We start from the raw sequence: 21,602 nt of genomic DNA, 5'->3' as shown, positions 1-21,602 counted from the left end.
TGAAAAATGTAATTCACATACGTCGCGTATGTCAAATTATAGTTATCGCTTAATTAAGGAAGTCCCATGGCAACAAAACGTCGCGCTGAAACGGCCCAGGAAAATCGCGAGAAAATGATTCAGGCGGCGCGAAAGGCATTTGCTGAAAAAGGCTATGCCGCAGCGTCAATGGATGAACTCACGGCAAGCGTGGGGTTAACACGCGGCGCGCTATATCATAATTTCAACGACAAGAAGGGATTACTGGCGGCGGTGGTCGCGCAGATAGACAGCGAAATGGCAGCAAACGCAAAAGCGATTGCCGCCGCCGCCGAAGATGACTGGGAGCGACTGCTGGCGGAGGGCATCGCCTATATCAAAATGGCGCTCGTTCCGGAAGTTCAGCGTATCGTCCTCCTTGACGGCCCGGCTGTTCTGGGCGACCCGACGCAATGGCCCAGCCAGAACAGCTGCCTTGAGTCGACCCGTCAGACCATCGAAAAAATGATGGAGTGCAACGTAATCAAAAAGATGGATGCCAGAGTCGCAGCCCATCTGCTGAATGGCGCTGCTCTGAATGCGGCTCTGCTGATTGCCGCGAGTGATGAACCGCAGAAGACCCTCCCGCATGCCATAGAGGTGTTTACTCTGCTGGCAAGCGGGTTACGCAGCGGCTAACGATCTTTACGCCACGCGTCCGCCGTCAACGCTTCACCAAAGTGTCCGGCAATCAGGCGTTTTGTCAGGTCGTGGAGCGGGGAGGCCAGTACGTCAGCGGTACTGCCGCGCTCAACCACTTCTCCCTGGTGCATTACCAGCACCTGATCGCTGATGTGCTTCATCATGCCCAGGTGCTGAGTCACGTAAATATACGAGATCCCCTGCTTTTCCTGTAATTCCAGCATCAGGTTAATGAGCTGCGAACGCATCGACATATCCAGCGACGCCAGCGCTTCGTCGGCGATGATGACCTTCGGGCGCAGGATCAGCGCGCGGGCCAGACCGAGACGCTGTTTTTGGCCTGGGGCCAGCATGTGCGGGTAATAGCTGACATGGTCGGGCAGGAGGCCTACCAGACGCAGGGTTTCGACAATCCGTTTGCGACGCGCTTCCGGCTCCAGGTCGGTATTCAACCGCAGCGGGAAATCCAGGATCTGGGAAATACGCTGGCGCGGGTTCAGGGACGTCGACGGATCCTGAAAAATCATCCGGATGCGCTGACTGCGAAAAGAGTAGTCCCCAAATTCCAGAGGATGATCGTCAATCAGTATTTCACCGCCGCTCGGCTCGACCATACCCGCGAGCATTTTTGCCAGGGTCGATTTGCCCGAGCCGTTTTCACCGATAATCGCCAGCGTCTGCTTTTCGCGCAGCGTAAAGCTCAGCGGTTTAACAGCCTCGACGGTCTGACGGTGAAACAGGCCGGTGCGATAGCGAAAGGTCTTACTCAGGTTACGTACTTCCAGTAAGGTTTCGACCATTTCACTCTCTCTCCATGTTCAGCGGGAAATGACAGGCAAACAGATGGTTTTTCGGCCCTGTCAGGCGCGGTGTTTCAATGCATTTACGCTGAGCATACGGGCAACGCGGACCCAGACGGCAGCCAATGGGCAGCGATTCCAGCAGCGGTATCGCGCCAGGCAGCGTATTCAGACGGCTTTTGTGCGGCATCGCGCTGCCAAAGTCCGGGATCGCCCTGATCAGCGCCTGCGTGTAGGGATGATGCGGCGTCGTCACCAGGTCTTCGCTTGGCGCGGTTTCTACCGTCTGGCCGCAATACATTACGTCAATTTTATCCGCCCACTTGCTCAGCATTTGCAGGTCATGGCTGATCAACAAAATGGTGGTGTTGTTATTCTGGTTCAGACGCGTGAGCAGGCGGAAAATCTGGGCCTGGGTGGTTGGCTCCATCGCGTTCGTTGGTTCGTCCGCAATCAGCAGACGCGGCTGATTCGCCAGGGCGATGGCAATCATCACTTTCTGGCATTCACCGTCGGTCAGTTCGTAGGGGAAACTGCGCATCGCGTCTTTATGGTCTTTGATCCCGACACGGTGCAACAGCTCAATGGCACGGCGTTTACGCCAGCCGAAACGTTGCCACCAGCGGCCTTTATAGGTCCAGCCGGGAATGTTCTGCATCAGCTGTTTCCCTACGCGCTCGGACGGGTCGAGACAGGATTGCGGCTCCTGGAAAATCATCGAGACGTTATGGCCCACCAGTTTACGGCGTTCGCGCGGGGAGAGACGCAACAGATCGATGTCGTCGAAGCGCATACGATCGGCGGTCACCCGCCAGTTGTCCTTCGCCACGCCGCAAATGGCCTTGGCGATCAGACTTTTCCCCGAACCCGATTCGCCCACCAGCCCGCGGATTTCGCCCTCTGCGAGCGTAATACTGATGCGATCCACGGCCTTGACCCAGCCTTCGCCCGTTTTAATTTCGATCGTGAGGTTGCGGATATCGAGTAACGGCATTATTGCACCCCCGCATTGATTGCGCGGCGGATCCCGTCGCCCAGCAGGTTAACGAGCAGCACGCTCACCATGATGGCCGCGCCCGGCAGCATGACCGTCCACGGCGCAACGTAAATCAGCTCCAGCGCATCGCCGAGCATGGCGCCCCATTCCGGGGAGGGGAGCTGCGCGCCCAGGTCCAGGAAGCCCAGCGCTGCGATATCCAGAATCGCCATCGACAGGGCGCGGGTGATCTCCGTCACCAGCCCGGCGGCAATGTTAGGCAGCACGGCAAACCACAAAATATTAAACGTGGTGGCGCCATCCAGACGGGCGGCGACGACATACTCTTTCTCCAGCTCGTCGTGAACCAGGCTGTAAACCGAACGCACCATGCGCGGCAGAATGGCCAGCCAGACGGCGAACATCGCATGGGTGAGGTGCGGCCCCGCGAAGGCCACGACGATAATCGCCAGCAGCAGCGAAGGAATAGAGAGCAGGGTATCAAGAATATGATTAAGCACAGCCGACCGCAGCCCGTGGGTTGAGCCGGCAAAAATGCCCAGTGCCAGGCCGCAGATCGCGGCAGCCAGGGTGACCACGAACGCGCCGCCTACCGTCGGTGCGGCGCCGCTCAGCAAACGACTTAGCACGTCGCGTCCGAGATCGTCAGTCCCCAGGAAGAACGAAACCTCCCCGTAACGCGACCACGACGGCGGTAATAGTTGATAACCCAGGAACTGCTGATCGATGCCATACGGCGCAAACCACGAACCCAAAACGCACAGCAACACGAGGCCAATGCAGCCGTAAAAGCCGATCATCGCCGTGGTGTCGCCGTAAAAATTACGCCACACGGTACGTAGCGCACCGGGCGTGCGCTTTTCGCTGTAGACGTTATCGTAAGGCATACCATTCCTTATGCTTCAATGGGTTGGCCATGGCACCCAAAATATCGGAAACAACGTTAACAATAATGACCAGGGAGCCAATCACCATCACGCCGGCAGAGATCGCCGCGTAATCCTGCTGGCGAATGGCGTTGATCATCCAGCGCCCAAGGCCCGGCCAGCTGAAAACCATCTCAGTGATCATCGCCAGCGTCAGCATGGTTGAGAATTGCAGCCCAAGACGTGGGATTACGGGTGGCAACGCATTGTGCAGCACATGGCGACGTAGAATCGTCAGGCGAGACAGTCCGCGCGTGGCGGCGGCTTTCACATAGTTTTGATCGAAGACGTCGATAGTGCTGATGCGCATCAGGCGGATCACTTCGGTCGTCGGCGCGACGGCCAGCGTAAGCACCGGCAGCACCATGTGGCGCAGCGCGCTTACGATCATTTCGTCGCGCCAGACTGAATCAGAAAGCCAGGCGTCAACGATGGCGAAGCCGCTCACCGTTTGCACGTTATACAGCAGGTCAAAACGGCCAGACACCGGCAGCCAGCCTAACGTCAGTGAGAAGAAGAGGGTAAGCAGCAGCGCCAGCCAGAAAACAGGGATGGAAAAGCCAATTAAGGCAAGCGCGCTGATGAATTTATCCTGCCACTTATTACGATAAATACCCGCCAGCATCCCCACCGGGATCCCCACCATGAGGGCAAAGCCAAAGGCGAGTATACATAGCTCCATGGTGGCCGGGAAAACCACTTTCAGCTGCTCGGAGATGAGCTGTCCGTTGATGCTGGACACGCCAAAATCCCAGTGCAGCAGGCCATTAAACCAGAACAGCCAGGCGTCCCAGAGGGATGAGCCCTGAAGCGGGGCGTGCGGCGTAAAGTAGCTCAGGCTAAAGCCGACAAAGGTCAGGAAGAACAGGGTGACCAGCAGTAACAACAGCCGACGCAAGGTAAATATAATCATGGTTTCTTCACCTCTTGTTCTTTCTCACGGGTCACGCCCGCGAAGGAGGCGTTACCAAACGGGCTGAGTACCAGCCCTTTAATATCGTAACGGTAGGCCTGGAGGCGCAGGGAAGAGGCAAGCGGCAACACGGGAAGTTCTCTGGCCAGAATATTTTGCGCTTCATCGTAGGCCTCAATGCGTGAGGCAAGCTGTTGAGACGCCAGCGCTTTTTGCAGCACGGCATCAAATTCCCGGTTACACCAGTGGGCGTAGTTGGTCTGGGAGTTGATTGCCGCACAGCTCAGCAGCGGACGGAAAAAGCTGTCCGGGTCGTTACTGTCGGTGGACCAGCCAGCCAGCGTTAAGTCGTGATTCATGTCCATCAGACGCGCCTCCTGGAAACGGCCTTCGACAGGCACGATGATCACCTTAACGCCCACCTGCGCCATATCAGCCTGCAACAGCTCAGCCGTTTTCAGCGGGCTGGGGTTCCACGCCTGAGAGCTGGTGGGCACCCACAGCTGTAGCGTCAGGTTTTCTGCCCCCAGCGCTTTAAGCTGTTCGCGCGCTTTCGCCGGATTATATTCCGTAATCTTCGCCTCGCCGTCATAGGCCCAGGAGGCGCGCGGAAGAATAGAGGCGGCGGTTTCCGCGGTACCGTAGTAAATCGACTGCATCAGACGCTGGTTGTTGATCGCTAACGCCAGCGCATGGCGCACGGCCGGATTATTCAGCGGCGGCTTATCGGTGTTAAACGCCAGATAAGCGATGTTCATGCCCGGGCGCAGGGTCAGGCGCAGGCGTGGGTCGTCGCGCAAAATGGTCAACTGGCTGGCCGCAGGCCAGGCAAGCACGTCGCACTCGCCGGTCAGCAGTTTGGAGAGTCGGCCTGTTCCACCTGAACCCAGATCAACAATAACCTGCGGCATCAGCGGCTTGCCGCGCCAGAAACGATCGTGGCGTTGCAGGCGAATGTATTGTCCGGCGCGGTACTCTGCTAACTGGAACGGACCGGTGCCTACAGGCTCACGATCGAGACGTTCCTGACGATCCTTTTTCGTCAGCTGATCCGCGTATTCGGCTGACATGACCGAGGCGTAGTGCGTCGCCAGATGCCAGAGGAAGGAGGCATCCGGGCGATTCAGACGAAACTCAACCGTACGGTTATCCAGTTTGCGAACGCTTTTGACCGAGTCCGCGAATTGCAGACTGTCGAAATAGGGGAAGTTCCCGCCATTAACGTTATGCCACGGATGATTGCGGTTGAATATGCGCTGGAAGGTGAAAACCACGTCATCCGCGTTGAGCTTACGGGTTGGGGTAAACCACGGGGTGTGCTGAAAAGCGACGTCATCGCGTAAACGGAAGCGGTATGTGGCGCCGTTATCCATCACTTCCCAGCTCTCGGCAAGTTCCGGGACCAGCCGATAGGTGTAAGGATCGACATCAAGCAGGCGATCGTAGAGCTGTGCGGCCAGCGTATCGACAATCAGGCCGCTCCCCGCTTTTTGCGGATTAAAAATATCAACTTGACCGCTGACGCAGTAGACGAAACCACTATCACGGATATCAGGAGGCACAGCGCGATCGGGCGCAGCAAAGGCCAGATTGCTGAACAAACCGAGTGCAAACAGGGACGATAAAACCAGGCGCATAGTTTTTAAGGTTTTTAGATTCGATCTGCAAAGTGTATCGCACTTACGCCTGCTTCGTAAAAATGTCTGGGGGTAAGTGCTGATAATGTCAGCGCATTTGATGTTTTTTGAGCAATGCCCTTAACTGATGGTAGGTCAGGCCCAGCAGTTCAGCCGCCCGTTTCTGATTATATTTCGCCTCTTTCAGGCTCTGCTCAAGCAGCTGTTGCTCCTGCTGATGCTGGAACTGGCGTAAATCGAGCGGCAACGCCGGAGCCTGCTGGCGCGTCGCCGGAGCCGGGGGCTGTTTATCCTCACGCCGAAACGGATCGAGAATAATGTTGTCCAGTTCGGTCTCGCTGCTGCCATGCCGGTAAACGGACCGTTCCACCACGTTTTTCAGTTCACGAATATTGCCCGGCCAGTGGTAACCGAGCAGGGTCCCGGTGGCCCGTTCGCTGAAGCCCGGAAAGAGAGGCAGACCCAGTTCCCGGCACATCTGAATGGCAAATTGATCGGCCAGTAGCATGATATCGCTGCGCCGCTCCCGCAGCGGCGGCAGCTGTACAACATCGAAAGCCAGCCTGTCCAGCAGGTCGGCGCGGAATTTGTCCTCAGCCACCATCGCGGGCAGGTCGGCGTTGGTGGCGCATACCAGGCGAACGTTGACCTGGAGGGGCTGACTGCCGCCAACGCGTTCCAGTTCACCGTACTCAATGACGCGCAGGAGCTTTTCCTGCACCAGCATCGGCGCGGTCGCCAGCTCGTCGAGAAAGAGCGTTCCGCCATCGGCGCGCTCAAAGCGTCCGGGATGCCGTTTTTGTGCGCCAGTGAAGGCCCCAGCTTCATGACCAAACAGCTCGGTGTCGAGCAGATTTTCATTCAACGCGGCGCAGTTAAGGGAAATAAAAGGACCGTCCCAGCGGCCAGACAGAAAGTGCAGGCGGTTAGCGATAAGTTCTTTACCCGTTCCGCGCTCACCGATAATCAGCACCGGTTTATTCAGCGGTGCGAGCCGCGATACCTGTTCAAGCACTTCCAGGAAGCTGTTAGCTTCGCCAAGCAAATTATCTTTATATTCAGCCATGATGAAATTAACCACTCCTTAGTGATATTCACCAGGTGAGAATAGCCGCTGGCTGGATAAATATCAATCACACTCAGTAAAATCAATAAGATAAAAAGTTGGCATGGGATTTGTATTAACTACTCAGCAGGGCATCGCCCGATAACAGAACTATGAGGATTGAATTATGGGTATTTTTTCTCGTTTTGCCGACATCGTGAACGCCAACATCAACTCGCTGCTGGAGAAAGCGGAAGATCCGCAGAAGCTGGTGCGCCTGATGATTCAGGAGATGGAAGACACGCTGGTTGAAGTACGCTCCACGTCCGCCCGCGCGCTGGCAGAGAAAAAGCAGTTAACGCGTCGTATCGAGCAGGCAACTGCCCAGCTTAACGAATGGCAGGAAAAAGCGGAACTGGCGCTGCGTAAAGATAAAGAAGATCTGGCTCGCGCTGCGCTGATTGAGAAGCAGAAGCTGACCGACATGGTTGCCACGCTGGAACACGAAGTGACGCTGGTGGATGATACTCTGGCGCGTATGAAGAAAGAGATTGGTGAGCTTGAAAACAAACTCAGCGAAACCCGTGCACGTCAACAGGCGCTGGCGCTGCGCCACCAGGCTGCAAGCTCGTCCCGCGACGTGCGTCGCCAGCTGGACAGCGGCAAGCTGGATGAAGCGATGGCCCGTTTCGAATCGTTTGAACGTCGTATCGACCACATGGAAGCGGAAGCCGAGAGCCACAGCATCGGTAAACAGAAAACCCTCGATCAGCAGTTTGCTGACCTGAAAGCCGATGATGAAATTAGCGAGCAACTGGCTGCGCTGAAAGCCAAAATGAAACAAGACAACCAATAATAATTCCTGCGGCACCTGAGCGTGCCGCATCGTAAGACAAGGAGTACACATGAGCGCGCTTTTTCTGGCTATACCCCTGACCATTTTCGTGCTGTTTGTTCTGCCCATCTGGTTATGGCTGCACTACAGCAACCGCTCTTCACGCGGTGAGCTGTCGCAGAGTGAACAACAGCGGCTGGCGCAGCTCTCTGCCGAGGCAAATAAAATGCGCGAACGTATTCAGGCGCTGGAAGCGATCCTGGACGCGGAACACCCGAACTGGAGGGAACGGTAATGGCTGGACTGAATCTGAATAAAAAACTGTGCCGGATCCCACAGCAGGGCATGGTTCGGGGCGTTTGCGCCGGGCTGGCGCACTATCTGGATGTTCCGGTAAAACTGGTGCGTGTGGTCACCGTATTGTCGATTTTCTTCGGCCTGGCCTTTATTACGCTTGTGGCATACATCATTCTGTCGTTTGTACTCGATCCTATGCCGGAAGGTGAGCTGGATGCGGAGAACACGCCAACCAGCAGCGATCTCCTGAACGCGGTGGATGAACAGCTGAGCGCAGGGGAGAAGCGATTGCGCGAGATGGAACGTTATGTCACCTCCGATACCTTTACGCTGAGAAGTCGTTTTCGTCAGCTTTAAGAGAGAACTTACATGAAACAAAACTGGCAACAGGCCGGTCAGAAGGTAAAACCCGGCCTGAAAATCGCAGGTAAACTGGTTCTGATGACGGCGTTACGTTATGGCCCGGCCGGTGTGGCGGGTTGGGCGATCAAGTCTGTTGCCCGCAAGCCGGTCAGAATGATGCTGGCGGTCGCTCTGGAGCCGCTGTTACAGAAGCTGGCAAAACGCGTTTCCCGGCGCTACCTGTCACGCTAGTTCCTCCCGCATAAGCCCTTTCTCGCCCAGAGAAGGGGCATGACTTTCCCTTCTGCGTTTCTTCTGCTTTTCTGCTTTCTTTGCGGCAGCTCACAATAATGCGTTGCGCTGCGCTGAGATTGCTGCTTTCTGCCCCCGGGTCCGTTGACAGATATTTTTCATGGGAGTAGATTGCCACTCCGTGGGACCGCTACCATGGAAAATAATGTGAACGCAAAAATTAAAAAACTTATCAATCATATTTACGGTGAATCATTTTCAGATGCACACCTTAACGTGTTATTAACTAAGCTTGAAAAGGTGGCGGTTAATATTACGGAAAAGCGTAAGTCAGGCTGGGATGAAAAAGACGTTGTGCTGATTACCTATGCCGATCAGTTCTCCGCGAAAGGGGAGAAAGCGTTGCCGGTATTTACCCGGTTCTATAATGAATGGCTTTCTCGCACGTTTTCCCATGTCCATCTGTTACCTTTTTATCCGTGGTCTTCGGATGATGGATTTTCCGTTATTGATTATCACGAGGTTGCATCTGAAACCGGAACCTGGCGAGATGTCGCGGAATTAAAACAGTCTGCCAGCTTAATGTTTGACTTCGTTTGCAACCATATGTCAGCGAAAAGCGAATGGTTTGCTAATTATCTGGCGCAGAAGCCGGGCTACGAAGATTTCTTTATTTCTGTCGATCCCGAAACCGATTTATCGGCGGTGACGCGTCCACGCGCATTACCGCTGCTGACGCCGTTCACGCTTAATGATGGCAGCGTTCGTCATCTGTGGACCACATTCAGCGATGACCAGATCGATCTCAATTTCGCCTCGCCGCAGGTGCTGATTGCCATGGTTGACGTTCTGCTCCATTACCTCATGGAAGGGGCGCGTTATATCCGTCTGGATGCGGTCGGGTTTATGTGGAAGATCCCGGGAACCACCTGTATCCATCTGGAACAAACCCATTGCCTTATCCAGCTGTTCCGCGCCATTACGGACGCCGTGGCGCCTGGAACGGTGATCATCACTGAGACAAATGTTCCCCACAAAGACAATATCTCTTACTTCGGTGATGGTGAAAATGAAGCCCAGATGGTCTATCAGTTTTCCTTACCACCGCTGGTGCTGCACGCCGTTCATCGTCAGGATGTTAAAGCCCTGTGCCGGTGGGCGGGCTCGCTGGCGCTGCCTTCAACTTACACCACCTGGTTTAATTTCCTGGCTTCACATGATGGTATCGGATTGAACCCGTTACGCGGCATCCTTCCGGAATCAGAGATCCTCTCGCTGGTCGAAAAGCTTCAGCAGGAAGGCGCGCTGGTCAACTGGAAAAATAATCCTGACGGAACGCGAAGCCCCTATGAAATTAATGTCACCTATCTTGATGCGTTGAGTTTGCGAGACAGCTCAGATGATGAGCGCATTGCGCGGTTCATCCTGGCGCATGCTGTGTTGTTAAGTTTTCCTGGCGTACCAGCTGTATATATTCAAAGCATTCTTGGTTCGCGTAACGATTATGAAGGTGTCGAACGTCTCGGATATAATCGTGCGATAAACAGGAAGAAATACACCGCAGGTCAGGTTGATCGGGAGCTTAATAATAAGAAGAGTATTCGTTATCAAATTTATTCTCGTTTGAATGAGCTTATTGCTATTCGTCGCGGCGAGCGTGCGTTCCATCCGGATAGTCAGGCTATTTTTGACGCAATCGGTGAACATATTCTTAAAATTGTTCGTGTTGCTGAAAATGGCGAGCGAATGACAGCATTATTTAATTTTAGCAATAAAATGCAGACCGTTTATGGACAAACGCTCTTTGGTAGGGAATTACTCTCAGGACAAGATATTAGCGGTACGGAACTGACCCTCAATCCATGGCAGGTAATGTGGATTAAAGAAAACTAAAAAGGACCCTAAAATGAAAATGCCCAAAATTGTGCTGTTATCAGCACTGGTTTCGTGCGCCCTGTTATCAGGCTGTAAGGACGATAAAGCATCTCAGGTCACCATTGAGTTTATGCACTCGTCGGTAGAACAGGAGCGTCAGGCAGTTATTACGAAACTGATCGAAAAATTCGAGAAAGAAAACCCGACTATTACGGTGAAACAGGTCCCCGTTGAGGAAGATGCCTATAACACCAAGGTCATTACGTTGGCCCGTACCGGCGCGCTGCCGGAAGTGATTGAAGTCAGCCATGACTACGCCAAAGTCATGGATAAAGAGCAACTGCTGGACCGTGACGCGATCGGCAACGCGATTAAAGCCGTCGGTGAAGATACCTTTTACGACGGTATTTTACGCGTTGTTCGCACCGAAGACGGCAAGGCATGGACGGGGGTGCCGGTTAGCGCGTGGCTGTCCGGCGTCTGGTATCACAAAGATGCGCTCGCGGCAGCGGGAATCGAAGAACCGCACAACTGGGAGCAACTGCTGAAAGCCAGTCAGGCGCTCAACGATCCGGCGAAAAAACATTACGGTATCGCGCTTCCAACCGCAGAAAGCGTCATGACGGAGCAGGCCTTCTCGCAGTTTGCGTTGTCAGGCGGAGCCAACGTCTTTGATGCAAACGGCAACGTGAAAATCGATACCCCTGAAATGTCGAAAGCGCTGGCGTTTTATCGGGCACTGGCCGCGAACACCATGCCGGGCTCCAATGATGTCATGGAGATCAAAGACGCCTTCATGAACGGCTCTGCGCCGATGGCCGTTTACTCCACCTATATCCTGCCCGCGGTCTACAAAGATGGCAATCCGGCCAACCTGGGGTTCGTGGTCCCGACGGAAAAATCATCAGCCGTGTACGGCATGATCACCTCGTTGACGATCACGACCGGCCAGACCGAAGAGGAAACGCAGGCGGCAGAAAAATTTGTGACCTGGATGGAGCAGGCTCAAAACGCGTCTGACTGGGTGATGATGTCCCCTGGTGCGGCGCTGCCGGTGAACAAACTCGTGGTGGGCACTGAGAGCTGGAAAAACAACGACGTGATCAAAGCCTTTGGCCAACTGCCTTACGAGCTGATTGCGCAGTTCCCGAACGTCCAGGTATTTGGCGCCGTAGGCGACAAAAACTTTACCCGCATGGGAGACGTTACCGGCTCCGGCATTATCAGTTCCATGGTGCATAACGTGACGGTGGGACAAAAAGATCTCAATGCGACGTTAAGCAACAGCCAGAAGAAACTGACTGACCTGATATCACAACGATAGGAGCGCTTTGCGAAGGGAATTATGAAGACGTTGTTTTCTGGTCGTTCAGATATGCCTTTCGCCATGCTGCTGTTGGCCCCCAGCCTGATTTTGCTGGGGGGCCTGGTGGCCTGGCCAATGATTTCCAACATTGAAATCAGTTTTTTACGTTTACCGCTGAACCCGCGCATTGATGCGGTGTTTGTCGGCCTGGATAACTACATTCGCATTCTGGGCGATGCTGCGTTCTGGCACTCCCTGTGGATGACGTTCTGGTACACGGCGCTGGTCGTCCTCGGCAGCACCGGGTTGGGACTGGCCGTAGCGATCTTCTTTAACCGTGAATTCCGCATGCGGAAAACGGCACGTTCACTGGTGATCCTGTCCTACGTGACGCCGTCTATTTCACTGGTATTTGCCTGGAAATACATGTTCAACAACGGCTACGGGATTGTGAACTACCTGGGCGTGGATCTGCTGCATCTCTACGATCAGGCGCCGCTGTGGTTCGATAATCCTGGCAGCAGTTTTGTCCTGGTTGTGCTGTTCGCCATCTGGCGTTACTTCCCGTATGCCTTTATCTCGTTCCTCGCGATTTTACAGACCATTGATAAATCGCTGTACGAAGCGGCAGAGATGGACGGAGCGAATGCCTGGCAGCGTTTTCGTATCGTGACGTTGCCCGCCATCATGCCGGTGCTGGCCACGGTGGTCACGCTGCGAACCATCTGGATGTTCTACATGTTTGCGGATGTGTATCTGCTCACCACCAAGGTCGACATTCTGGGCGTATATCTCTACAAAACCGCCTTTGCGTTCAATGACCTGGGTAAAGCAGCCGCCATTTCCGTTGTGCTGTTTGTGATCATCTTCGCTGTCATTCTGCTGACCAGAAAAAGGGTAAACCTCAATGGCAACAAATAAACGCGTTCTGGGCCGTATCGGTTTTTATCTGGGACTGGCGCTATTTCTGATTATCACGCTGTTTCCGTTTTTTGTGATGTTGATGACGTCGTTCAAAAGCGCGAAAGAGGCGATCTCGCTGCACCCGACCATTTTGCCGCAGGAGTGGACGCTACAGCACTACATCGACATCTTTAACCCGCTGATTTTCCCGTTTGTGGATTACTTCCGTAACAGCATGGTGGTGTCGCTGACCTCCTCGGTCATTGCGGTGTTTCTCGGCACGCTGGGCGCGTATGCGTTATCCAAACTGCGCTTTAAAGGGCGCACGACGATCAATGCGAGCTTCTACACCGTCTATATGTTCTCCGGGATCCTGCTGGTGGTGCCGCTGTTCAAAATCATCACCGCGCTCGGCATTTATGACACCGAACTGGCGCTGATCATCACCATGGTCACGCAGACGTTGCCTACCGCGGTCTTTATGCTGCGCAGCTATTTCGACACCATCCCGGACGAAATCGAAGAAGCCGCGATGATGGACGGCCTGAACCGCCTGCAAATCATCTTCCGCATCACCGTGCCGCTGGCGATCTCGGGTCTGGTGTCGGTCTTTGTCTACTGCTTCATGGTGGCGTGGAATGACTATCTGTTCGCCTCCATTTTCCTGTCCAGCGCCAGCAACTTCACGTTGCCGGTCGGGCTGAACACGCTCTTCAGTACGCCAGATTACATCTGGGGTCGCATGATGGCGGCATCGCTGGTAACGGCACTTCCGGTCGTCATTATGTATGCCCTGTCTGAACGTTTCATTAAAAGTGGTTTGACCGCCGGCGGCGTGAAGGGCTGAGGCGGCCGATTTTAACAAGGAGTCAGTCATGAAAAAATTAGTTGCGACAGCGCCTCGTGTAGCGGCGCTGGTGGAATACGAAGATCGTCCTGTTGCAGCACATGAGGTGAAGATTCGTGCCCGTTATGGCGCCCCGAAACACGGCACTGAAGTCGTGGATTTCCGCGCGGCAAGCCCGTTCATTGATGAAGAGTTCAACGCTGAGTGGCAGATGTTTACCCCGCGTGAAGAGGGTGCAGCGCGCGGCATCGAATTTGGTAAATTCCAGCTGGGAAACATGATCGTCGGCGACATCATCGAATGTGGTGCGGACGTGACGGAATACCAGATCGGCGACAGCGTCTGCTGCTACGGCCCGTTGCAGGAAACGGTCATCGTTAACGCGGTGAACAACTATAAGCTGCGCAAAATGCCGCAGGGCGCATCCTGGAAAAACGCCGTTTGTTACGATCCGGCGCAGTTCGCCATGAGCGGCGTGCGTGATGCTAACGTCCGCGTAGGGGATTTCGTCGTGGTTGTGGGGCTGGGCGCGATTGGCCAGATTGCGATTCAGCTGGCGAAAAAAGCCGGCGCGTCAGTGGTTATTGGTGTCGATCCTATCGAACATCGCTGTGAGATCGCCCGCCGTCACGGTGCAGACCACTGCCTGAACCCAATCGGTACCGATGTCGGTCTGGAAATTAAGAAACTGACCGGCAAGCAGGGCGCAGATGTGATCATCGAAACCAGCGGATTTGCAGATGCGCTGCAATCTGCGCTGCGCGGTCTCGCCTACGGCGGCACCATCTCCTACGTGGCTTTCGCCAAGCCGTTCGCGGCGGGCTTCAACCTTGGTCGCGAAGCACACTTCAACAACGCCAAAATTGTCTTCTCCCGCGCATGCAGTGAACCCAACCCGGATTATCCGCGCTGGAGCCGCAAGCGTATTGAAGAGACCTGCTGGGAATTGCTGATGAACGGTTATCTCAATTGTGAAGACCTGATCGACCCGGTCGTCACCTTCACCACCAGCCCGGAAAGCTATATGAAGTATGTCGATCAGCACCCGGAACTCAGTATCAAAATGGGCGTCACTTTTTAAGCTAAGGACAGCAAATCATGAAAATCGCAACACAAAACCAGGCCTTTTTCCCGACCGCTATCATGGAAAAATTCGAATACATCAAAGCGATGGGATTTGATGGCTACGAAATCGATGGCCGACTGCTGGTGGAAAACCTCGACGAAGTAAAAGCGGCTATCAAAGCCACCGGCCTGCCGGTCACGACGGCCTGTGGCGGATACGATGGCTGGATCGGGGATTTCATCGAAGAACGCCGCCTGAACGGTCTACAGCAGATTGAACGCATTCTGGAAGCGCTGGCAGAAGTGGGCGGAAAGGGGATTATCGTTCCGGCTGCCTGGGGGATGTTTACCTTCCGTCTGCCGCCAATGACTTCGCCACGTAGCCTGGACGGCGATCGCAAAGCGGTCAGCGCTTCCCTGCGCTGGCTGGATGAGGTGGCAGCGCGCACCGGTACTACCGTCTACCTGGAGCCGCTGAACCGCTATCAGGATCATATGATCAACACCCTGGCCGACGCGCGTCGTTATATCGTAGAGAACGGCCTGAAGCACGTGCAGATCATCGGTGATTTCTACCACATGAATATTGAAGAAGACTCCCTGACGGAAGCGCTGCATCACAACCGCGACCTGCTGGGTCATGTGCACATTGCTGATAACCACCGCTATCAGCCGGGCAGCGGCAGCCTCGATTTCGCCAGCCTGTTCGATCAGCTGCGTGCCGATAACTATCAGGGTTACGTCGTGTACGAGTGCCGGGTGCGTGCCGACGATCCGGCTCAGGCCTATAAGGACTCTCTCACTTACTTGCGTGAATGCTAAGGATGACGAGCGTGATGAGTGCTTCTACACCTTTGCCTCTGCGCGTCGCCATTATTGGCGCCGGGCAGGTTGCAGACAAAGTGCATGCCTCGTATTACGCCACGCGCAGTGATGTTCAAATGGTGGCTGTCATGGACAGCCGCCTTGAGCAGGCACAGGCGTTCGCGGAACGTTATGCTATTCCATCGGCATGGCAGGACGCTCACGAGATGTTGCAGGAAGTAAAACCGGATGTGGTGAGCGTCTGTTCGCCTAACCGGTTCCATTTTGAACATGTGATGGCGGCTCTCGAAGCAGGCTGTCATGTGATGTGTGAAAAGCCGCCGGCGATGACGCCGCACCAGGCAGATGAGATGCGTCTCGCGGCGCGCAAGGCCGGAAAAGTCCTCGCGTACGATTTTCACCATCGCTTTGCCCTGGATACCCTGCTCCTGCGCGAGGCGGTAATGAACGGAACGCTCGGTGAAATTTACTTCACCTCCGCGCAGGCCCTGCGTCGCTGCGGTGTGCCGGGGTGGGGCGTGTTCACCAATAAATCGCTCCAGGGCGGCGGGCCGCTGATCGATATCGGCATTCACATGCTGGATGCCGCGATGTATGTGCTCGGCTTCCCGACCGTGAAACGGGTAACCGCGCACAGCTTCCAGAGACTGGGGAACCGGAAACACACCGGCCAGTTTGGCGAATGGGATCCTGCGCAGTTTACCGTGGAAGATGCCCTGTTTGGCACGATTGAGTTCTGCAACGGTGGCATTCTGCGTCTGGACACCTCTTTTGCGCTTAATATCCGCGAGCAGTCGATCATGAACGTCTCTTTCTGCGGTGAGAAGGCGGGTGCAACGCTGTTCCCGGCACACATTTATAACGACGAAGCCGGTGTTTTACAGACGCTGACCCAGCGGGAAGAGGCTGACGATCGCCGACATCTGCGCAGTATGGACGCGTTTGTTCGCCACGTATTGGGCGAGCCGGTCATGATTGCCGATGCGGAGCAGGGGCTGGTGATCCAGCAATTAGTCGCGGCGTTATATGAAGCCGCGGAAACAGGGGAAAGCGTGACGTTATGCTGAACCAGTCTGTATTAACCGATCCGGGCTTTTGCCCGCATAGCCTGAATAAGTACGCGTCCATTATGGCCTGCGGCAATGGCTACATGGGCATTCGCGCCACGCATGAAGAAGATTACACCCAGCAGACCAGAGGCATGTATCTCGCGGGGCTGTATCATCGCGCGGGACGCAACGAAACCACTGAGCTGATCAATCTGCCGGATGTCACCGGGATTGAAGTTGAGCTGGACGGCGTCAATTTCACGCTCCTTTCAGGCGAAATTCTTGAGTGGCAACGCGAGCTGGCCTTTGCTAACGGCGAACTGCATCGTAACGTTGTCTGGCGTTCGCCGGACGGAAAACGCTATCGCCTCGAGAGCCGTCGTTTTGTTTCGCTGGACCAGTTGCCCTTAGTGGCAATGCAGCTCTCGATCACACCGCTTGACGGCGCCGCTCAGGCCGTGCTGAAAACCGGCATAGATGCGACACAAACGAACAGCGGCAGGCAGCACCTGGATGAAATCTCGGTCAGGGTCTTTGACCAGCACTACATGCAGGGTGTGTATGAAACGCAGGACCGGGCGTCTGAAGTTGTTGTTTCGGCGTTTTGTCAGCTCTCCGCTAAGAGCGACAGTTGTTTCACCGCCAAAAATCGTTGCCTCAGCGTTCATCATTCTCTGACTATCTCGCAAGGTGACACTGTCACGCTTGAAAAAATCGTCTGGCTGACGCATCGCTGCGATAAATCGCTCTCGCAGGAGTCTTTCGCCCGCAACGCGCTGGCCGATCTCAAAGTCTGCGCCGCAAGAGGCTACGATGCGTTGCTTGAAAGCTCAGCGTACGCCTGGAAAGCGGTATGGCGTGACGCTCGGGTGGAAGTGACGTGTGCAGAACAGCAGGATCAGCTGGCGCTGGATTACGCCGTCTGGCATCTGACGACAATGACGCCTGCTCATGATGAGCGAAGCAGTATTGCGGCTAAAGGGCTGACGGGTGAGGGGTATAAGGGACACGTCTTCTGGGATACCGAAATTTTCCTGCTGCCGTTCCATCTGTTTACCCGTCCACAGATTGCCCGCAGCCTGCTGCGCTATCGCTGGCTGAATCTTTCGGGTGCGCGCGAAAAAGCACGGCGTAACGGTTGGCCGGGCGCGTTGTTCCCGTGGGAAAGCGCCGCCAGCGGACAGGAAGAGACGCCAGAATTCGCGGCCATTAACATCCGCACCGGGGTTCGCCAGAAGGTTGCTTCCGCACTCGCTGAACATCACATCGTGGCAGATATTGCCTGGGCCGTAGTCGCTTACTGGCAGGCAACACACGACGATGTCTTTATGCGCAATGAGGGCCTGACGCTGCTGATGGAAACCGCTTCGTTCTGGATGGGACGCGCGACGGAAATTAATGGTCGTCTTGAGATCCATGACGTGATCGGACCGGATGAATACACCGAGCATGTCAACAACAATGCCTACACCAACTATCTGGCCTGGCACAACGTTGCCTGCGCGCGTCAGTTTATGGCGATGTTTGGGCGTGAAGATGCGCGTTTTACGGAGAATGCCGGGAAGTTCCTGGCGCGCCTGTGGCTGCCAGAGGCCGATGCAGACGGTGTGATCCCGCAGGACGATACCTTCATGGCGAAACCTGCCATCGATCTGAGCCGCTATAAAGCCAAAGCGGGTAAGCAAACCATTCTGCTTGATTACTCTCGCGCGGAAGTGAACGAGATGCAGATCCTGAAGCAGGCCGACGTGGTGATGCTTAACTACCTGCTGCCGGAACGGTTTACGCCGCAGCAATGTGCCGCCAATCTGGCGTTCTACGAGCCACGCACGATCCATGATTCATCCCTGAGTAAAGCCATTCACGGCATTGTGCTCGCACGCTGCGGTGACACCGACGGGGCGTATGCCTTCTGGCGTGATGGGATTGCCATCGACCTGGGGGACGACCCGCACAGCAGTGATGATGGTATTCATGCCGCCGCCACCGGTGCGATCTGGTTAGGCGCCATTCAGGGATTTGCTGGCCTGCACATTAGCGAAGGGGAGCTGCATCTTGCGCCGAAGCTGCCTGCTCACTGGCAGAAACTCGCCTTCCCGCTGCGGTGGCGGAACGCAACAATGCACGTTACCTGTGAAGATGACCAGTTAACCATTGAAACCACCGCACCTGTCACGTTGACGCTGTGGGATAAAACGCTGCACGTATCAGGGCGAAAGGTCTGCGCGCGTAAGGACTTTCTTGCATCTGTTAATGGGACCGCTACCACGGAGGGGCGCCATGACGCTTAACGCTGTTGTATTCGATCTGGACGGGGTGATCACCGATACCGCGCATCTTCACTTTCTGGCCTGGCGCGCCGTGGCGGAGGAGATTGGTATCACCTTCGATGAAGTATTTAACGAACAGCTGAAGGGAATAAGCCGTATGGACTCCCTCCAGCGCATTCTGAAACATGGCGGGAAAGAGGGGATGTTCAGTGACGAGCAGCGCCTGGCGCTGGCGACGAAAAAAAACGCGCTTTACGTCCAGTCGCTGGCATCACTGACGCAGGATTCACTGCTCCCGGGGATTCGCGACGTGCTGGCGGATATTCGCGCCGCGAAGGTCAAAATTGGCCTGGCATCCGTATCGCTTAATGCCCCCGGGATTTTGCACGCGTTGGGTATTCATCAGGCTTTCGATTTTTGCGCCGATGCTTCGCGTATTAACCGCTCAAAGCCGGACCCGGAAATCTTCCTTGCGGCCTGTAAGGGACTGAACGTACGTCCTGAAGAGGCCATTGGTATCGAAGATGCCGCCGCAGGGGTAGATGCGATCAACGCCGCAGGAATGCTGTCGGTCGGGATTGGGCCTGGCCTGAACCATGCGGGATTACAACTTCATTCAACGCAGGAACTGACCTGGGAACGCCTGACGGCGTTCTGGGCATCCCGGGCGTATTGATAAGGAATTAATAATGGCTCAACTGTCTCTGAAACACATTCAGAAAATCTATGATAACCAGGTCCACGTGGTTAAAGATTTCAACCTCGAAATTGAAGACAAAGAATTTATCGTCTTCGTCGGTCCATCGGGCTGTGGGAAATCCACGACGCTGCGAATGATTGCCGGCCTCGAGGAGATCAGCGCGGGTGAACTGATTATTGACGGGGTTTGCATGAATGATGTTCCCGCCAAGTCCCGTGATATTGCGATGGTCTTCCAGAACTATGCGCTCTATCCGCATATGACGGTCTACGACAACATGGCGTTTGGCCTGAAAATGCAAAAAATTGCGCCCTCCGTCATTGAAGAACGCGTTACCTGGGCGGCACAGATCCTGGGCTTGCGCGACTATCTCCAGCGTAAACCTGGCGCGTTGTCCGGCGGTCAGCGCCAGCGCGTGGCGTTAGGCAGGGCGATAGTGCGCGAAGCGGGGGTCTTCCTGATGGATGAGCCTTTATCCAACCTCGATGCCAAACTTCGTGTGCAGATGCGCGCTGAAATCAGCAAGCTGCACCAGAAGCTTAACACCACCATGATTTACGTGACGCACGATCAGACGGAAGCCATGACGATGGCGACCCGCATCGTGATTTTAAAGGACGGCATCATTCAGCAGGTGGGTGCGCCGAAGCAGGTCTACAACGAGCCAGCGAATATGTTCGTTGCAGGGTTTATTGGCTCACCGGCGATGAACTTCATTCGTGGCGCGATCGACGATCGCTACTTTGTGACGGAAACGCTGCGCCTGGAGATCCCGGAGGACAAGCTGGCCGTACTGAATGCGCAAGGTTACCAGCGTAAAGCGGTTGTCTTTGGGATCCGTCCGGAAGACATTCTCACCGCACAGCGAAGCGGTGAAAACATCACGGCGAAGATCAGCGTTGCTGAGCTGACCGGGGCTGAATTTATGCTTTATGCCACCGTGGGTGGGCATGAACTGGTTGTCCGTGCGGGAGCGGCGGATGATTACGTTGCCGGAGAGAATATCGGCATCCAGTTCGATATGAATAAGTGCCATTTCTTCGATGCTGATACTGAAACAGCTATTAGATAAGAAAGGTGTTCGCCGGAAATGAAAGTTTCCGGTTTTTTGTGTGTTAATTATAAAGGAATATTTTAATGAGTACTCTACTAAGAAGTGCTGCGCTCGTCCTGTGCGCAGGGGTGAGCTGCGCGCAAGCAACAGAATCAGCCAAACAGTGGGAATTTAATATTGGCGCCATGTATGAAATTGAAAACGTCGAAGGTCAGGCCGACGATAAAGATGGATTATATGAACCCTCCGTGTGGTTTAATGCCACATGGGATGCCTGGACCATTTCGCTGGCTATGTATCAGGAAGGGCCGGTCGATTACAGTAGCATGACGCGCGGCACCTATTTCGATCGTCCTGAAGTAGAATTACGCTATCGTTTTATCGGCACCGATGATTTTACGTTCGGCCTGACCGGTGGCTTCCGTAATTATGGCTATCACTTTAAGGATGAGCATGGTGCTAAAGACGGTAGTGCTAATATGCAGCGCTATAAAGTTCAGCCTGACTGGGATATTAAACTAACCGACGACTGGCGTTTTGGCGGCTGGTTTGCCATGTATCAGTTTGCCAACGATCTGGAAAAAACCGGCTATTCTGACAGCCGCGTCGAGACCGAAACCGGTTTTACCTGGACAATTAACGAAACGGTCTCGGCAAAAGTTAATTACTATTTAGAGCGCGGTTTTAATATGGACGGCTCACGAAATAACGGTGAATTCTCCACTCAGGAAATTCGCGCCTATCTGCCGATTTCATTGGGTCAGACGACGCTAACGCCTTATACCCGTCTGGGACTCGATCGCTGGTCAAACTGGGACTGGCAAGACGATCCTGAGCGTGAAGGACATGATTTCAACCGTTTGGGTATGCTGTACGCCTATGATTTTAACAATGGTTTATCCATGACGCTGGAATATGCCTACGAATGGGAAAACCATGACGAAGGGGAAAGTGACCGCTTCCACTATGCCGGTATCGGCGTGAATTACGCGTTTTGATAACAC

General features: G+C 54.7%; 22 protein-coding genes. 16 read left to right on the top strand and 6 right to left on the bottom strand.

The annotated features are described in order from the left end of the window. Positions 1-66: 66 nt before the first annotated feature. Positions 67-657 (top strand): TetR/AcrR family transcriptional regulator, encoded by a 591-nt coding sequence (locus L379_RS10920; RefSeq protein ID WP_032653794.1) that lies wholly within the window; start codon positions 67-69, stop codon positions 655-657. Here the strand turns inward: L379_RS10920 and sapF are convergent. From sapF to pspF, 6 genes are all read right to left on the bottom strand, one after another. Beyond that, positions 654-1,460, bottom strand: a complete 807-nt coding sequence (gene sapF / locus L379_RS10925; RefSeq protein WP_003856838.1) for a putrescine export ABC transporter ATP-binding protein SapF — start codon at positions 1,458-1,460, stop codon at positions 654-656. The genes L379_RS10920 and sapF overlap by 4 nt on opposite strands. Position 1,461: 1 nt before the next feature. Further along, positions 1,462-2,454, bottom strand: coding sequence for a putrescine export ABC transporter ATP-binding protein SapD (gene sapD / locus L379_RS10930; protein WP_003856840.1), 993 nt, complete (start codon positions 2,452-2,454; stop codon positions 1,462-1,464). Beyond that, the gene (sapC, locus tag L379_RS10935; protein ID WP_003856843.1) at positions 2,454-3,344 is read right to left on the bottom strand and encodes a putrescine export ABC transporter permease SapC; all 891 of its coding nucleotides are present in this window, start codon (positions 3,342-3,344) and stop codon (positions 2,454-2,456) included. Before sapC ends, sapD begins: the two co-directional genes overlap by 1 nt. Beyond that, positions 3,331-4,296: a putrescine export ABC transporter permease SapB gene (sapB, locus tag L379_RS10940; RefSeq protein ID WP_032648486.1), complete on the bottom strand. Its 966-nt coding sequence runs from the start codon at positions 4,294-4,296 to the stop codon at positions 3,331-3,333. Before sapB ends, sapC begins: the two co-directional genes overlap by 14 nt. Next, on the bottom strand, positions 4,293-5,933 hold the full coding sequence (gene sapA / locus L379_RS10945) for an ABC transporter substrate-binding protein SapA (protein ID WP_032653790.1): 1,641 nt from the start codon (positions 5,931-5,933) through the stop codon (positions 4,293-4,295). Before sapA ends, sapB begins: the two co-directional genes overlap by 4 nt. Positions 5,934-6,021: 88 nt before the next feature. Further along, positions 6,022-7,014, bottom strand: coding sequence for a phage shock protein operon transcriptional activator (gene pspF, locus L379_RS10950; protein WP_161799647.1), 993 nt, complete (start codon positions 7,012-7,014; stop codon positions 6,022-6,024). Positions 7,015-7,165: 151 nt separating this feature from the next. Here pspF and pspA point away from each other — a divergent pair, with 151 nt between their 5' ends. The 15 genes from pspA to L379_RS11025 all read left to right on the top strand — a co-directional run bounded on the left by pspA (position 7,166) and on the right by L379_RS11025 (position 21,596). Beyond that, a complete protein-coding gene (gene pspA / locus L379_RS10955; RefSeq protein WP_015570399.1) occupies positions 7,166-7,834 on the top strand; it encodes a phage shock protein PspA in 669 nt (222 codons plus the stop codon). A 49-nt stretch (positions 7,835-7,883) separates the two neighbouring features. After that, positions 7,884-8,108 (top strand): envelope stress response membrane protein PspB, encoded by a 225-nt coding sequence (gene pspB / locus L379_RS10960; RefSeq protein WP_003856853.1) that lies wholly within the window; start codon positions 7,884-7,886, stop codon positions 8,106-8,108. Further along, the gene (gene pspC / locus L379_RS10965) at positions 8,108-8,467 is read left to right on the top strand and encodes an envelope stress response membrane protein PspC (RefSeq protein WP_032653788.1); all 360 of its coding nucleotides are present in this window, start codon (positions 8,108-8,110) and stop codon (positions 8,465-8,467) included. The genes pspB and pspC overlap by 1 nt, the downstream gene beginning before the upstream one ends. Positions 8,468-8,479: 12 nt before the next feature. Beyond that, on the top strand, positions 8,480-8,704 hold the full coding sequence (gene pspD / locus L379_RS10970; protein ID WP_003856857.1) for a phage shock protein PspD: 225 nt from the start codon (positions 8,480-8,482) through the stop codon (positions 8,702-8,704). A gap of 195 nt (positions 8,705-8,899) precedes the next feature. Then, on the top strand, positions 8,900-10,597 hold the full coding sequence (locus L379_RS10975; RefSeq protein WP_032653785.1) for a sugar phosphorylase: 1,698 nt from the start codon (positions 8,900-8,902) through the stop codon (positions 10,595-10,597). 13 nt (positions 10,598-10,610) lie between these two features. Then, on the top strand, positions 10,611-11,903 hold the full coding sequence (locus tag L379_RS10980; RefSeq protein ID WP_017693335.1) for an ABC transporter substrate-binding protein: 1,293 nt from the start codon (positions 10,611-10,613) through the stop codon (positions 11,901-11,903). A gap of 21 nt (positions 11,904-11,924) precedes the next feature. Further along, positions 11,925-12,806, top strand: a complete 882-nt coding sequence (locus tag L379_RS10985) for a carbohydrate ABC transporter permease (protein ID WP_003856862.1) — start codon at positions 11,925-11,927, stop codon at positions 12,804-12,806. After that, complete coding sequence (locus L379_RS10990; protein WP_015570402.1) at positions 12,793-13,635, top strand: carbohydrate ABC transporter permease; 843 nt, start codon at positions 12,793-12,795, stop codon at positions 13,633-13,635. Before L379_RS10985 ends, L379_RS10990 begins: the two co-directional genes overlap by 14 nt. A 28-nt stretch (positions 13,636-13,663) precedes the next feature. Then, positions 13,664-14,716 (top strand): zinc-dependent alcohol dehydrogenase, encoded by a 1,053-nt coding sequence (locus L379_RS10995; protein ID WP_015570403.1) that lies wholly within the window; start codon positions 13,664-13,666, stop codon positions 14,714-14,716. 17 nt (positions 14,717-14,733) lie between these two features. Further along, complete coding sequence (locus L379_RS11000; RefSeq protein WP_032653782.1) at positions 14,734-15,522, top strand: sugar phosphate isomerase/epimerase family protein; 789 nt, start codon at positions 14,734-14,736, stop codon at positions 15,520-15,522. Positions 15,523-15,533: 11 nt separating this feature from the next. Next, positions 15,534-16,592: a Gfo/Idh/MocA family protein gene (locus L379_RS11005; protein WP_096159821.1), complete on the top strand. Its 1,059-nt coding sequence runs from the start codon at positions 15,534-15,536 to the stop codon at positions 16,590-16,592. Further along, on the top strand, positions 16,586-18,865 hold the full coding sequence (locus tag L379_RS11010) for a glycoside hydrolase family 65 protein (protein ID WP_032653779.1): 2,280 nt from the start codon (positions 16,586-16,588) through the stop codon (positions 18,863-18,865). The genes L379_RS11005 and L379_RS11010 overlap by 7 nt, the downstream gene beginning before the upstream one ends. Continuing rightward, on the top strand, positions 18,855-19,520 hold the full coding sequence (pgmB, locus tag L379_RS11015) for a beta-phosphoglucomutase (protein ID WP_032653776.1): 666 nt from the start codon (positions 18,855-18,857) through the stop codon (positions 19,518-19,520). The genes L379_RS11010 and pgmB overlap by 11 nt, the downstream gene beginning before the upstream one ends. A gap of 13 nt (positions 19,521-19,533) precedes the next feature. Beyond that, positions 19,534-20,616 carry an ABC transporter ATP-binding protein gene (locus tag L379_RS11020; protein ID WP_015570407.1) on the top strand — a complete coding sequence of 361 codons (1,083 nt, stop codon included), beginning with the start codon at positions 19,534-19,536 and terminating at the stop codon, positions 20,614-20,616. 65 nt (positions 20,617-20,681) lie between these two features. Then, a complete protein-coding gene (locus tag L379_RS11025) occupies positions 20,682-21,596 on the top strand; it encodes an OmpG family monomeric porin (protein WP_023303821.1) in 915 nt (304 codons plus the stop codon). Positions 21,597-21,602 lie beyond the last annotated feature (6 nt).

The organism is Enterobacter sp. MGH 33 (assembly GCF_000534535.1).
Lineage (GTDB): Bacteria > Pseudomonadota > Gammaproteobacteria > Enterobacterales > Enterobacteriaceae > Enterobacter > Enterobacter hormaechei_C.
This window is presented reverse-complemented; position numbering and strand designations above follow the sequence as displayed.